The following is a 12,935-nucleotide window of genomic DNA, read 5'->3' as shown; positions in this document are numbered from 1 at the left end:
TCGCGAGCAGGCTCGCTCCCACAATGAGTTGTGTGGGGCCTGTTGTCAGATTCGCCCGCTTAAGAGCTTTCGCACCCAGCCTACTGGCGTTATCCTTGATTTCACCTTAATTGCCCCTGGGCGGCTAAAAACGACCTTGAACGCACCCATCGAACCTCATCGTTTCATACTCGAGCCCTTTGAGGCTCGCCGCTTCGCCAATCTGTGCGGGCAATTCGACGAGCACCTGCGCTTGATCGAACAGCGCCTGGCCATCGAGATCCGCAACCGCGGGAACCAGTTCGAGCTGATCGGCGAACCCAAGCACACCTCCTCCGCGGAAAACCTGCTGCGCCGCCTCTATCGGGAAACCAAGGCGAGCGAGCTGTCTCCGGACATGGTCCACCTGTTCCTGCAGGAATCGGCGGTCGAAGAGCTCGACAACCACGCCCCTTTCGAACCTGCCGTGGCCCTGCGCACGAAAAAAGGCATGATTCGCCCACGCGGCTTGAATCAGCAGCGCTACGTGAAGGAAATCCTGGCCAACGACATCAATTTCGGCATCGGCCCGGCCGGTACCGGCAAGACCTACCTGGCCGTGGCCTGCGCCGTCGACGCGCTGGAGCGCGAACAGGTACGACGCATCCTGCTGGTGCGTCCGGCAGTCGAAGCGGGCGAAAAGCTCGGCTTCCTGCCCGGCGACCTGGCCCAGAAAATCGACCCATACCTGCGTCCGCTCTATGACGCGCTGTACGAAATGCTCGGCTTCGAATACGTCGCCAAGCTGATCGAGCGCCAGGTCATCGAGGTCGCGCCGCTGGCCTATATGCGCGGTCGCACGCTGAACAACAGCTTCATCATCCTCGACGAAAGCCAGAACACCACGGTCGAACAGATGAAGATGTTCCTGACGCGGATCGGCTTCGGCTCCACCGCCGTCATCACCGGGGATATCACCCAGGTCGACCTGCCGCGGGGCACCAAGTCCGGACTGAACCACGTGATCCAGGTGCTCAAGGACGTCCCGGGCATCAGCTTCACGCACTTCATGCCCAAGGACGTGGTGCGCCATCCCCTGGTACAACGCATTGTCGAAGCCTATGAACGTTTCGAGAATCGCCCGGCCGAAGACCTGCCCGCAGCCAGGGGCAATAGCCACGATGCTTGAACTCGACCTGCAACTGGCCAGCGACCATCCCGCCCCCAGCGAAGCCCTCTTCCGCCAATGGTGCGAACTGGCCCTGCGCCAGCGCAGCGCCGATTCGGAGCTGACCATCCGTTTGGTGGACGAACCCGAAGGCCGCGAACTCAACCACACCTGGCGGCAGAAAGACTACGCCACCAATGTGCTGTCGTTCCCCGCCGACGTCCCCGATGAGTTGCTCGACATCCCGCTGCTGGGCGACCTGGTGATCTGTGTCCCGGTGGTGGAGCGCGAAGCCGCCGAGCAAGGCAAGTCCCCCGAAGCCCATTGGGCCCATCTGGTGATTCATGGCTGCTTGCATCTGCTGGGCTACGACCATATAGAAGACGACGAGGCCGAGGAAATGGAAGGACTGGAACGGACGTTGCTTGCCGAACTGGGGCATCCCGACCCTTACGCCGACGATGAACATTGATACATCAACTGTCACGACAAAGGATTCAGAGTAATCGCTATGAGCGAAGATCGATCGACCAACGGGCATAAGTCATGGCTGGGCAAGCTCACCCAGGCTTTTGCCCATGAGCCGAAAAACCGCCAGGAGCTGCTTGAGCTGCTGCGCGATGCACACCAGAACAAATTGCTGGACAGCGAAGCGCTGGCCATCGTCGAAGGCGCCATCCAGGTCGCAGACCTGCAAGTGCGGGACATCATGGTCCCGCGTTCGCAGATGATCAGCATCAAGGCGACCCAGACACCTCGCGAATTCCTGCCCGCCGTGGTCGACTCCGCCCACTCGCGCTACCCGGTCGTCGGTGAAAGCCATGACGATGTCATGGGCGTGCTGCTGGCCAAGGACCTGCTGCCGCTGATCCTCCAGGAGAACGGCGACAGCTTCAACATCAAGGACTTGCTGCGTCCGGCCACCTTCGTGCCCGAGTCCAAGCGCCTGAACGTGCTGTTGCGTGAATTCCGCGCCAACCACAACCACATGGCCATCGTCATCGACGAATACGGCGGCGTGGCCGGACTGGTGACGATTGAAGACGTGCTCGAACAGATCGTCGGCGACATCGAAGATGAGCATGACGTCGAGGAAGACAGCTACATCAAGCCACTGCCCAGCGGCGATTTCCTGATCAAGGCCCTGACCCCGATCGAAAGCTTCAACGAGTTTTTTGACAGCGAATTTTCCGACGATGAGTTCGACACGGTCGGCGGCCTGGTGATGAGTGCTTTCGGACACCTGCCCAAGCGCAACGAAACCACCGAGATCGGTTCCTGGCGCTTCCGCATCCTGAACGCCGACAGCCGCCGGATCCATCTGCTGCGCCTGTCCCCCATTGCCCGTTAAACCCTGCGAGACCCGCTAAGGAAACACATGCGCTGGATAACCCGCCCCGGCTGGCCCGGTAACCTGCTGGCCGTGGCGGCCGGTGCGATCACCACCCTGGCCCTGGCGCCCTTCAACATCTGGCCGCTGGCACTGCTGGCGGTCGGGCTGTTTTATGCGGGCTTGCGCGAGCTCTCGCCGCGCCAGGCGCTGGGACGCGGCTGGTGCTTCGGCTTCGGCCTGTTTGGCGCCGGCACCAGCTGGATCTACGTCAGTATCCATAACTTCGGTGGCGCCTCGGTGTTGCTCGCCGGGTTGCTGATGCTGTTGTTCATCGCCGCCATCGCCTGGTTCTTCGCCCTGCCCGCCTGGCTCTGGGCGCGCTGGCTGCGGCGCAGCGAAGCGCCCTTGGCCGATGCCTTGGCGTTCGCCGCGCTGTGGTTGGGCCAGGAGGCGTTTCGCGGCTGGTTCCTGACCGGTTTCCCCTGGCTTTACTCCGGCTACAGCCAGCTCGACGGCCCACTGGCCGGCCTCGCGCCGCTGGGTGGGATGTGGCTGATTTCCTTCACCCTGGCCCTGACCGCCGCGCTGCTGTACAACGCGCCCCGGCTGCTGCGCTCCGGGCGCAAAGGCTTCATCGTCGCGGGTATGGCGCTGTTGATAGGCCCGTGGATCGCCGGCATGACGCTTAAAGGGCATGCCTGGACCCGTCCTTCGGGCGACCCGCTGAGTGTCGCGGCGATCCAGGGCAACATTGAACAAAGCATGAAATGGGACCCGGAACAGCTCAACGCCCAGTTGGCGCTGTACCGCGACATGAGTTTCACCTCCAAGCGTGTCGACCTGCTGATCTGGCCGGAAACCGCCGTGCCCGTGCTCAAGGAGTCCGCCCAGGGCTACCTGGACATGATGGGCAGTTTTGCCGCCGAGCGGCACTCGGCGCTGATTACCGGCGTACCGATTCGCCAACTGGTACGCCACGAAAAACGCTACTTCAATGGCATCACCGTAACGGGTGAAGGCGACGGGACTTACCTCAAGCAAAAGCTCGTGCCGTTTGGCGAATACGTGCCATTGCAAGACCTGCTGCGCGGAGTGATCGCGTTTTTTGACCTGCCGATGTCGGATTTCGCCCGCGGCCCGGCTGACCAGCCATTGCTCCAGGCCAAGGGTTACCAGATCGCGCCCTTTATCTGTTACGAGGTGGTCTATCCGGAGTTCGCCGCCAGTCTTTCGGCCCGCAGTGACCTGCTCCTGACGATCAGCAACGACACCTGGTTCGGCACCTCGATCGGCCCGCTGCAACACCTGCAGATGGCTCAGATGCGAGCGCTGGAGGCCGGCCGCTGGATGATTCGCGCCACCAACAACGGCGTCACCGGCCTGATCAACCCCTTCGGCCAGATCACCGCCAGCATCCCGCAATTCGAACGCGGCATCCTTTACGGCGACGTGGTGCCGATGCAGGAACTGACGCCGTACCTGCAATGGCGCTCGTGGCCGCTGATCGTCCTGTGCGTGTTGCTGCTGGGCTGGGCGCTGATGGCGGGACGGATGGCCAAGACCGTTTAACTCGTTTGACACCCCTGGCTCCCGCTGGACTTTGTAGGAGCTGCCGAAGGCTGCGATCTTTTGATCTTTTGATCTTTTGATCTTTCGCTTGAGATTCAAGTGTCTAGGGAAAGATCGCAGCCTCGTTGCACTCGGCAGCTCCTACGCAGCTCCTACACAGCTCCTACAGGTGCGCTCCAGCGGGGTAATTGCATTTTTTGCAACATTACTCAGCGATAGAACAACCAATACCCCACCAGTCCCACCGCTTCATTCATCAGCTGTCCCGACTGCCAGATCGACTTGAATTCCGGCATCCAGCCGCCCAGTGGCCGGGCGTTATCCTGGCCCAGGAAGCCCACCGGCGCCGGGATTACCTCGAAACCTGCCCGCTCGAAACTCCAGACCGCGCGTGGCATGTGCCAGGCCTGGGTCACAACCACCACGCGCTTCACCCCTTCGGGCAGCAAGATCTGCGCGCTCATCTGGGCGTTTTCCCACGTGGTGCGGCTGCGCTCCTCCTGCCAGCGCACGGTCACGCCGAAGTCGTCGAGCATCGAGTCGGCCATCAGCCTGGCCTCGCTGGGCGGGGTACCGTAGTGCAAGCCGCCGGTTGTCAGCACGGGCAAGCCCGAAGCCTTGGCCAACCGCGCCGCATAACGCTGGCGCTCAAGACCCACACCAGTGGGCTGATCGGCACCCCAGGCCAGATCGCCGCGCTCGCGCCCCGAGCCCAGGACCACGATGGCGTCGGCGTGCTGGGCCAGGGTCGTCCATTCGCTGCGCAGCAGCGGCGGTTCGCGCTCCAACGCCCTGGCACTCCATTGCACCACCACCGGCAGGCTCAGCAGCCAGAAGCCACCCAACCCCACGGCAAAACACACCCGGGCCAGGCGCGGCCGGGAGTGACGCCACCACCAGGCAAGCGCCAATAGCAGCAGAAGAATGCCGGGCGGCAATAAAAGTTGTTTGATGAAATAGCGAAACGGCATCGGGCATCTCCATAGATGCCCGAAGCCTAGGTGGGTTGACGCAAAGCGACAACAGATTCCAAAAACCTCGAATCAAAAAAAGCGACACGCGTGAATCCGGCGTTACTTGAACTGCAGTGACCGGACCTTTACAGCATCCTTGTCAGGCGTCCGATCCTTTAGCCAGACAACTTTGGCCGAACGGGGCGCATCGAGACGCTTGTTTGCCTGGGCCCCGATTGCAGGGGCCTGGTGCCCGACCTGCTCAAGGTAGGCCTTGACCAGTTCGAACTCTGCGGGGCTCAAGCCTCGCAGTTCCAGCTCTGCCGGGCGTTCATCACGCAAGCGACCGGCGGTTCTTGCAGCGTCCAGGGCCACCCCGAGACGATCGATCAGTTTTTCGTATAACTCAGGTGTAGCGACTTTTCGTTGTGATTCAACCATCCCTCACCTCATTGAAGATAAGACTCACTCCCCATTGAGAAGCTTAGCTTCGCTGGGCAAACCGGCAGCGCGCCGCGACCAACGGCCCTGAACGCCGATCGTCGGCGAAGGTCTGCAAGGTTCGGCAATGGTTCGGCAGCAATCAGGGTTTCCCTCGGCAGAGCGCGGTCATGTATGCTACGGCGCTTCCTGTAACTCCACTTCCAGCTTGGCTGGGCATCGAAAACGCCGCATTTGGCGTCGTCCGCGTCCAGCATGGCAACGAAGAGGATTGGGCCACCCCATTCAGTACAAAAGTAGCCATGCACGAACACTACCAGCCCCGTGAAATCGAAGCCGCCGCCCAGTCGTTCTGGGACGAGCAAAAGTCCTTTGAAGTCAGCGAACAGCCAGGCAAGGAAACTTACTACTGCCTGTCGATGTTCCCTTACCCCAGCGGCAAGCTACACATGGGGCACGTGCGCAACTACACCATCGGCGACGTGATCTCCCGCTACCAGCGCATGCAAGGCAAGAACGTCCTGCAACCCATGGGTTGGGACGCCTTCGGCATGCCGGCGGAAAACGCCGCGATGAAGAACAACGTGGCCCCCGCCAAGTGGACCTACGAAAACATCGCCTACATGAAGTCCCAGCTGCGCAGCCTGGGCCTGGCGGTGGACTGGTCCCGCGAAGTCACCACCTGCAAGCCTGATTACTACCGCTGGGAACAATGGCTGTTCACCCGCCTGTTCGAAAAAGGCGTGATCTACCGCAAGAACGGCACCGTGAACTGGGACCCGGTGGACCAGACCGTACTGGCCAACGAGCAAGTGATCGACGGTCGTGGCTGGCGCTCCGGCGCGCTGATCGAAAAGCGCGAGATCCCGATGTACTACTTCAAGATCACCGCCTATGCGGATGAACTCCTGGAGAGCCTCGACGAGCTGACCGGCTGGCCCGAGCAGGTCAAGACCATGCAGCGCAACTGGATCGGCAAGTCCCGGGGCATGGAAGTGCAGTTCCCCTACGACGTCGCCTCCATTGGCGAAGCCGGCACCCTGAAAGTCTTCACGACCCGTCCGGACACCCTGATGGGCGCCACTTACGTGGCCGTGGCCGCCGAGCATCCGCTGGCGACCCTGGCAGCGCAAAACAACCCCGAGCTGCAGGCGTTCATCGCTGAATGCAAAGGCGGCAGCGTCGCTGAAGCCGACGTCGCCACGCAGGAAAAGAAAGGCCTGGCGACTTCCCTGTTCGTCGAGCACCCGCTCACCGGCGAGAAACTGCCGGTGTGGGTCGCCAACTACGTGTTGATGCACTACGGCGACGGCGCGGTCATGGCCGTTCCGGCCCACGACGAGCGCGATTTCGAGTTCGCCCACAAGTACAACCTGCCGGTCAAACCGGTCGTGCGCACCAGCGCCGGCGACCAGACCCCGGCACCTTGGCAAGACGCCTACGGTGAGCACGGCGAGCTGATCAATTCCGGTGAGTTCGATGGCCTGGATTTCGCTGGCGCGTTCGATGCCATCGAAGTGGCCCTGATCAAGAAGAGCCTCGGCGCTTCGCGCACCCAGTTCCGCCTTCGCGACTGGGGCATCAGCCGGCAGCGCTACTGGGGCTGCCCGATCCCGATCGTGCATTGCGACGCGTGTGGCGACGTACCGGTGCCGGAAGATCAACTGCCGGTGGTCCTGCCGGAAGACGTCGTACCCGACGGCGCCGGTTCGCCCCTGGCGCGCATGCCCGAGTTCTATGAGTGCAACTGCCCGAAATGCGGTGCACCGGCCAAGCGCGAAACCGACACCATGGACACCTTCGTCGAGTCCTCCTGGTACTACGCCCGCTACGCCTCGCCGCACTATCAAGGCGGCCTGGTGGAAAAATCCGCGGCCGACCATTGGTTGCCGGTGGACCAGTACATCGGCGGCATCGAACACGCCATTCTCCACCTGCTCTACGCGCGCTTCTTCCACAAGCTGATGCGTGACGAAGGCCTGGTGAGCTCCAACGAGCCGTTCAAGAACTTGCTGACCCAAGGCATGGTGATCGCCGAGACTTACTATCGTCGCGAAGCCAACGGTGCCTACACCTGGTTCAACCCGAGCGACGTCGAACTCGAACGCGACAGCAAGGCCAAGGTCATCAGCGCCAAGCTGATCGCCGACGGCCTGCCGGTGGAAATCGGCGGCACCGAGAAAATGGCCAAGTCGAAGAACAACGGCGTCGACCCACAGTCGATGATCGACCAGTTCGGCGCCGACACCTGCCGCCTGTTCATGATGTTCGCCTCGCCACCTGACATGAGCGCAGAGTGGTCCGACTCGGGCGTCGAGGGCTCGCACCGCTTCCTCAAGCGCGTCTGGCGCCTGGCCCAGGCCCACGTCACCCAGGGCCTGCCGGGGAAACTGGATGTCGCCAGCCTGAACGACGATCAGAAAGTCGTTCGCCGCGCGATCCACCTGGCCATCAAGCAGGCCAGCCATGACGTCGGCCAGAACCACAAATTCAACACCGCCATCGCCCAGGTGATGACGCTGATGAACGTACTGGAAAAAGCCGCCCAAGGCACCGAGCAGGATCGCGCTCTGATCCAGGAAGGCCTGGAAGCGGTGACGCTGTTGCTGGCGCCGATCACCCCGCACATCAGCCACGAGTTGTGGAATCAACTGGGTCACGCCGACCCGGTGATCGACGCCCGTTGGCCGCTGGTGGACGAAACCGCGCTGGTGCAGGACAGCCTGACCCTGGTCATCCAGGTCAACGGCAAGCTGCGCGGCCAGATCGAGATGCCGGCCGCCGCCACTCGCGAGGAAGTCGAGGCCGCGGCGCGAGCCAATGAGAACGTGCTGCGCTTTGTCGATGGCCTGACGATCCGTAAAGTGATCGTCGTGCCCGGCAAGCTGGTCAATATCGTCGCAAGCTAATTGGATCAGGCGACCGGGCCACGGGCCCGGCGCCGAACATGACCCGCGGGGCCGCACGCTCGGCCCATGGGTTTTCAAGGGGAGCAACAAGATGATCAAACGTAATCTGCTGGTGATGGGCCTGGCGGTCCTGTTGAGTGCCTGCGGCTTCCAGCTGCGCGGTACCGGCACCACCGATCTGGCCATCACCGAGCTGGATCTCAGCGCACGCGATGCTTATGGCGAAACAGTAAAAGCGTTGCGCGATGCGCTGGAAAACAGCGGCGTGAAAGTCTACGGCGGTGCGCCGTACAAGTTGGTCTTGACCCGCGAGCAGCAAAACCAGCGCAGCCTGAGCTATGCCGGTGCCGGTCGTTCGGCCGAGTACGAGCTGAACAACGTGCTGAACTATCAAATCCGCGGCCGGAACGACCTTGTGCTGATGGACGACAAGCTGCAGGTGCAGAAGGTCTACCTGCATGACGGCAATAACATCACCGGCTCCGACCAGGAATCCAGCGAAGTACGCGAAGAAATGCGACGCGACCTGGTCCAGCGCATGATGCTGCGCCTGCAGCAACTGACGCCCGCCCAGCTGGAGCAATTGCAGCAGACCGCTGACGCCAAGGCCAAGCAAGAAGCCGACGCACTGGAAGCGGCACGCAAGGCTGAGGCGGAAACCCCGCAACAGTCGCCGATGCAACTCCCTGCTGAATAAGCCTTGCGGGGCGCCTTGGCGCCCCGCTCGCCTTCTCTTATGAAGCTCGCTCCCGCTCAACTCGGCAAACACCTGCAAGGCGCCCTCGCGCCGGTCTACATCATCAGCGGCGATGACCCGCTGCTGTGCCAGGAAGCCGCCGACGCCATCCGCTCCGCAGCTCGCCAGCAAGGTTTCGACGAACGCCAGGTGTTCGCCGCCGACGCCAGTTTCGATTGGGGTACGTTGTTGCAGGCCGGGGCAAGCATGTCGCTGTTTGCCGAGAAACGCCTGCTCGAACTGCGCTTGCCGTCAGGCAAACCCGGTGACAAAGGTGCCGCCGCGCTGATCGAATATTGCTCGCGGCCAGCCGAAGACACGGTACTGCTCATCAGCCTGCCGAAACTCGACGGCAGTGCGCAGAAAACCAAGTGGGGCAAGGCCCTGGTCGAAGGACCGCAGACCCAGTTCGTGCAGATCTGGCCGGTGGACGTCAGCCAGTTGCCGAGCTGGATCCGCCAGCGTCTGTCCCAGGCCGGGCTGTCGGCCAGCCAGGACGCGGTGGAGTTGATCGCCGCCCGGGTCGAAGGCAACCTGCTGGCCGCCGCCCAGGAAATCGAAAAACTCAAGCTGATGGCCGAGGGCGGGCAGATCACCGTGGAAACGGTCCAGGCCGCCGTGGCCGACAGCGCCCGCTTCGATGTCTTCGGGCTGACCGATGCGATCCTCAACGGCGAGGCTGCCCATGCCTTGCGCATGCTCGAAGGCTTGCGAGGCGAAGGCGTCGAGCCACCGGTGATTCTCTGGGCCCTGGCCCGGGAGCTGCGGCTGCTGGCCAACCTGTCGCTGCAATACAGCCAGGGCGTGCCTCTGGACAAGGCCTTCAGCCAGGCCCGTCCGCCCGTGTGGGATAAACGCAAACCGCTGATGAGCAAAGCCCTGCAACGGTACTCGGCGTCACGCTGGGCACAACTGCTGCTGGAAGCCCAGCGCATCGATGCGCAGATCAAGGGCCAGGCTGCCGGCTCGCCGTGGATGAGCCTCAGTCGGTTGTCGTTGTTGATGGCGGGCCAGCGACTGACTCTGCCAGCTGAATAAAAAGATCGCAGCCTTCGGCAGCTCCTACGAATGTAGATGAAAACCTCTGTAGGAGCTGCCGAAGGCTGCGATCTTTTCCGCTCTTGTTCCTACAGCTATTGCCCCCATTTACCCTATGGACAACCCCCCTACTCTGCCCCATGATTGCCCCGCAAAACCACCCCAACGAGAGACCCCATCATGAGCAAAAAGCCATCCAGGCATGGCCCCAACAAGGCCAAATCCATCGTCGCCCAACCCCTGTTCCGCAGCCGCCAGGAACGACCCGCCAAGGGCAAGGGCAGCTACCGCCGCGAAGCCTTCCAGTCTGACAACTGGGAGGCTTCTTGCTTTCTGGCAGCTTGAAACACCCAGACAAGCCCTACGCCCCTTTCGCATGTTAAGGTCGGCACCTGATTTGTATTTCTGGACCCGTGCATGCCCTTCTGTCTTTCCCATCGTTGGCCACTGCGCCAAATGATTGTTGCCACAAGCGTCGTCCTGCTTGTCGCCTGCGCCGAAAAACCTACCGCCGCCGACGCCCAACCGTTGCAGTCCGCACCCGCCGTGACCGCCCCCGCCATCGTGCCGCCGGTCATGCCGACCAGTGACGACCTGGACATCGTACCAACCCAGACTTTCGCCGAATGGCAGGCCGGGTTTCGCCGAGAGGCGCTGGCCGCCGGGATCCGCGGCGATCTGTTCGATCGCGCATTTATCGGCGTCAGCCCGGACATGAGCGTCATCAAGGCCGATCGCAGCCAGCCCGAATTCACCCGCCCCGTGTGGGAATACCTCGACGGCGCGCTGTCGCCACTGCGGGTCAATAAAGGCAAGAGCCTGATCCAACAGAACGCCCAGGTCCTGCAAAACATCGAGCAACGTTATGGTGTTGATCGCGCGGCGCTGGTAGCGGTGTGGGGCATGGAGAGCAACTTCGGCCAGTTCCAGGGCACCAAGTCCGTCATCAACTCCCTGGCAACCCTGGCCTATGAGGGACGGCGTCCCGCCTTTGCCCATGCCCAACTGATCGCCGCGTTGCAGATCCTGCAACAAGGCGATATCTCACCGGAAAAAATGCTCGGCTCCTGGGCTGGAGCCATGGGCCAGACCCAGTTCATTCCGACCACCTACAACACCCATGCGGTGGATTTTGACGGCGACGGTCGCCGCGACATCTGGGGGAGCTCAACCGATGCCCTGGCGTCGACCGCGCATTATCTGCAGAGCTCCGGCTGGCAGCGTGGCCAACGGTGGGGATTCGAGGTCTCGCTCAACGAGGGCTTCGACTACACGCTGGCCGATGGCACGATCCGCAAGCCTGTCGCTGAATGGGAGCGGCTGGGCGTTTCAGAATACGGTGGCCTGCCGATAACGCCGGAGGACAAGCAACTCTCGGCGTCCCTTCTCCTGCCGGCAGGCCATCGCGGCCCGGCGTTCCTGATATTCGATAACTTCCGCGCCATCCTCAAGTACAACAACTCGTCGTCCTATGCGTTGGCGGTTGGGCTGTTGTCGGAACGCTTCAGCGGTGCAGGCCTGGTCTACGGCCAGTGGCCGAAAGAGGATCTGCCCCTGAGCCGCAGCGAACGTATCGAGCTGCAGACGCTGCTGGGCAAGCACAACTACGACGCAGGCAACCCCGACGGCATCATCGGCGCCAACACCCGCAAGGCGATCCGCAGCGCGCAGCAATCGTTTGGCTGGCCAGCGGATGGGTATCCGACGCACCAACTGCTTGAGGCGTTGCGCAACCGCTGAATGGGCGTATGGCCGCTGACGCCATCGCGAGCAAGCTCGCTCCCACAGGGTGACCGGAAACCCTGTGGGAGCGAGCTTGCTCGCGAAGACTGACTTTCAGGCGCTACATGATTAGCGGCTGATCACCACATCCTGCTCCAACCCCAACTTCTTCTCTCCCGCATCCAGCATCACCAACGCGCCCATTGGCAACGTAAGGTTCGGGTCGCAGTGCCCGCTGCGCCAGCCGGACAATACCGGGATGCGCAACGGTTCGAAGGTCTGCTTGAGCAACCGGTTCAACGCCTCGACATCCACCCCGGCCACGTCCCCCACCAATACACCGCGCAACTTCGCCAGCGTGCCCGCGAGTCGCAGTTGGGTCAGCAGGCGATCAATGCGGTACAGGGGTTCGTTGACGTCTTCGATGAACAGGATCACCCCTTCGGCGTCGATCTGGTAAGGCGTGCCCATGGTCGCGGCGATCATCGACAGGTTGCCTCCCAGCAGACGTCCGAGGGCGATGCCTGGCTCGACGGTGGTCAACGGGTATGCCGCGGGATGGCTCAGGACGTCGCCGGCCTTCAATTGCCCGCGTATCAGGCTGAAAAATGAGGTGACGGTCGGGGGTTCCTTGTCGCCCAGGAGATCGGCGTTGAGCAGCGGGCCGTGGAAGGTGACGAAGCCTGCGTAGCGGCTGATGGCCAGGTGCAGGGCGGTGATATCGCTGTAGCCGATGAATGGCTTGGGGTTGCGTTTTATGAGGTCGAAGTCGATGCGGTCGAGCAGACGGGGGGTGCCGTAGCCGCCGCGCAGGCAGATGATGGCTTTGACTTCTGGGTCGGCGAAGGCGGCGTGGAGGTCGTTGAGGCGTATTTCGTCGGGGCCGGCGAGGTAGCCGTCTTTTTCGTAGACGCCGGGGAAGATTCGCAGTTCATGGCCTCTTGCACGCATCCATTGGGTGGCTTTTTCCGTGTCCAGGGGGGCGGGGCCGGCGGGGGCGATCACGGCGATCAGGCCTTCTTGCGGGAGTGCTGGGACGGGGTGGTGTGGGGTTAGGGTCTGGACCATGGAGCTCCCGGCTTTGAGAGTTAGATATGTGTGTATATCC

Annotated in this window: 12 protein-coding genes; 9 read left to right on the top strand and 3 right to left on the bottom strand. The window is 62.3% G+C overall.

From position 1 onward, the window contains the following. The first annotated feature begins 136 nt into the window (after nt 1-136). Genes OC610_RS11155 through lnt form a run of 4 tightly spaced genes read left to right on the top strand, consistent with a single transcriptional unit; the run spans nt 137 to nt 4,028 of the window. Nucleotides 137-1,147, top strand: coding sequence for a PhoH family protein (locus tag OC610_RS11155; RefSeq protein ID WP_264427821.1), 1,011 nt, complete (start codon nt 137-139; stop codon nt 1,145-1,147). Further along, on the top strand, nt 1,140-1,598 hold the full coding sequence (gene ybeY, locus OC610_RS11150) for an rRNA maturation RNase YbeY (RefSeq protein ID WP_264427820.1): 459 nt from the start codon (nt 1,140-1,142) through the stop codon (nt 1,596-1,598). The genes OC610_RS11155 and ybeY overlap by 8 nt, the downstream gene beginning before the upstream one ends. A gap of 39 nt (nt 1,599-1,637) precedes the next feature. After that, a complete protein-coding gene (locus OC610_RS11145) occupies nt 1,638-2,477 on the top strand; it encodes an HlyC/CorC family transporter (protein ID WP_264427819.1) in 840 nt (279 codons plus the stop codon). 27 nt (nt 2,478-2,504) lie between these two features. Then, nucleotides 2,505-4,028 carry an apolipoprotein N-acyltransferase gene (lnt, locus tag OC610_RS11140; protein ID WP_264427818.1) on the top strand — a complete coding sequence of 508 codons (1,524 nt, stop codon included), beginning with the start codon at nt 2,505-2,507 and terminating at the stop codon, nt 4,026-4,028. A gap of 209 nt (nt 4,029-4,237) precedes the next feature. Here lnt and OC610_RS11135 read toward each other — a convergent pair whose 3' ends face one another. Then, nucleotides 4,238-4,999, bottom strand: a complete 762-nt coding sequence (locus tag OC610_RS11135; protein WP_264427817.1) for a YdcF family protein — start codon at nt 4,997-4,999, stop codon at nt 4,238-4,240. A gap of 102 nt (nt 5,000-5,101) precedes the next feature. Continuing rightward, nucleotides 5,102-5,422, bottom strand: coding sequence for a hypothetical protein (locus OC610_RS11130; RefSeq protein WP_181289424.1), 321 nt, complete (start codon nt 5,420-5,422; stop codon nt 5,102-5,104). 302 nt (nt 5,423-5,724) lie between these two features. On the opposite strand from OC610_RS11130, the gene leuS reads away from it, so the two are divergent. From leuS to OC610_RS11105, 5 genes are all read left to right on the top strand, one after another. Continuing rightward, the gene (leuS, locus tag OC610_RS11125) at nt 5,725-8,331 is read left to right on the top strand and encodes a leucine--tRNA ligase (protein WP_264427816.1); all 2,607 of its coding nucleotides are present in this window, start codon (nt 5,725-5,727) and stop codon (nt 8,329-8,331) included. 91 nt (nt 8,332-8,422) lie between these two features. Next, nucleotides 8,423-9,028 carry an LPS-assembly lipoprotein LptE gene (locus tag OC610_RS11120; protein WP_264427815.1) on the top strand — a complete coding sequence of 202 codons (606 nt, stop codon included), beginning with the start codon at nt 8,423-8,425 and terminating at the stop codon, nt 9,026-9,028. A 39-nt stretch (nt 9,029-9,067) separates the two neighbouring features. Then, nucleotides 9,068-10,105: a DNA polymerase III subunit delta gene (gene holA, locus OC610_RS11115; RefSeq protein WP_003205880.1), complete on the top strand. Its 1,038-nt coding sequence runs from the start codon at nt 9,068-9,070 to the stop codon at nt 10,103-10,105. 180 nt (nt 10,106-10,285) lie between these two features. Beyond that, on the top strand, nt 10,286-10,450 hold the full coding sequence (arfA, locus tag OC610_RS11110) for an alternative ribosome rescue factor ArfA (RefSeq protein WP_030140368.1): 165 nt from the start codon (nt 10,286-10,288) through the stop codon (nt 10,448-10,450). Between the two features lie 72 nt (nt 10,451-10,522). Continuing rightward, complete coding sequence (locus tag OC610_RS11105; protein WP_264427814.1) at nt 10,523-11,845, top strand: lytic murein transglycosylase; 1,323 nt, start codon at nt 10,523-10,525, stop codon at nt 11,843-11,845. 111 nt (nt 11,846-11,956) lie between these two features. On the opposite strand, the gene OC610_RS11100 is transcribed toward OC610_RS11105, so the two are convergent. Then, nucleotides 11,957-12,895 carry a S66 peptidase family protein gene (locus OC610_RS11100; RefSeq protein ID WP_264427813.1) on the bottom strand — a complete coding sequence of 313 codons (939 nt, stop codon included), beginning with the start codon at nt 12,893-12,895 and terminating at the stop codon, nt 11,957-11,959. Nucleotides 12,896-12,935: the final 40 nt, after the last annotated feature.

It is taken from the genome of Pseudomonas agronomica, assembly GCF_025917275.1.
Taxonomy (GTDB): Bacteria; Pseudomonadota; Gammaproteobacteria; order Pseudomonadales; family Pseudomonadaceae; genus Aquipseudomonas; species Aquipseudomonas agronomica.
This window is presented reverse-complemented; position numbering and strand designations above follow the sequence as displayed.

Bases quoted from the DNA above. Each gene is read 5' to 3' on its own strand.
- arfA (WP_030140368.1), top strand. From the start codon at position 10,286: ATGAGCAAAAAGCCATCCAGGCATGGCCCCAACAAGGCCAAATCCATC.
- leuS (WP_264427816.1), top strand. From the start codon at position 5,725: ATGCACGAACACTACCAGCCCCGTGAAATCGAAGCCGCCGCCCAGTCG.
- lnt (WP_264427818.1), top strand. From the start codon at position 2,505: ATGCGCTGGATAACCCGCCCCGGCTGGCCCGGTAACCTGCTGGCCGTG.
- OC610_RS11130 (WP_181289424.1), bottom strand. From the start codon at position 5,422: ATGGTTGAATCACAACGAAAAGTCGCTACACCTGAGTTATACGAAAAA.
- OC610_RS11145 (WP_264427819.1), top strand. From the start codon at position 1,638: ATGAGCGAAGATCGATCGACCAACGGGCATAAGTCATGGCTGGGCAAG.
- OC610_RS11100 (WP_264427813.1), bottom strand. From the start codon at position 12,895: ATGGTCCAGACCCTAACCCCACACCACCCCGTCCCAGCACTCCCGCAA.
- OC610_RS11135 (WP_264427817.1), bottom strand. From the start codon at position 4,999: ATGCCGTTTCGCTATTTCATCAAACAACTTTTATTGCCGCCCGGCATT.
- ybeY (WP_264427820.1), top strand. From the start codon at position 1,140: ATGCTTGAACTCGACCTGCAACTGGCCAGCGACCATCCCGCCCCCAGC.
- OC610_RS11105 (WP_264427814.1), top strand. From the start codon at position 10,523: ATGCCCTTCTGTCTTTCCCATCGTTGGCCACTGCGCCAAATGATTGTT.
- OC610_RS11120 (WP_264427815.1), top strand. From the start codon at position 8,423: ATGATCAAACGTAATCTGCTGGTGATGGGCCTGGCGGTCCTGTTGAGT.
- holA (WP_003205880.1), top strand. From the start codon at position 9,068: ATGAAGCTCGCTCCCGCTCAACTCGGCAAACACCTGCAAGGCGCCCTC.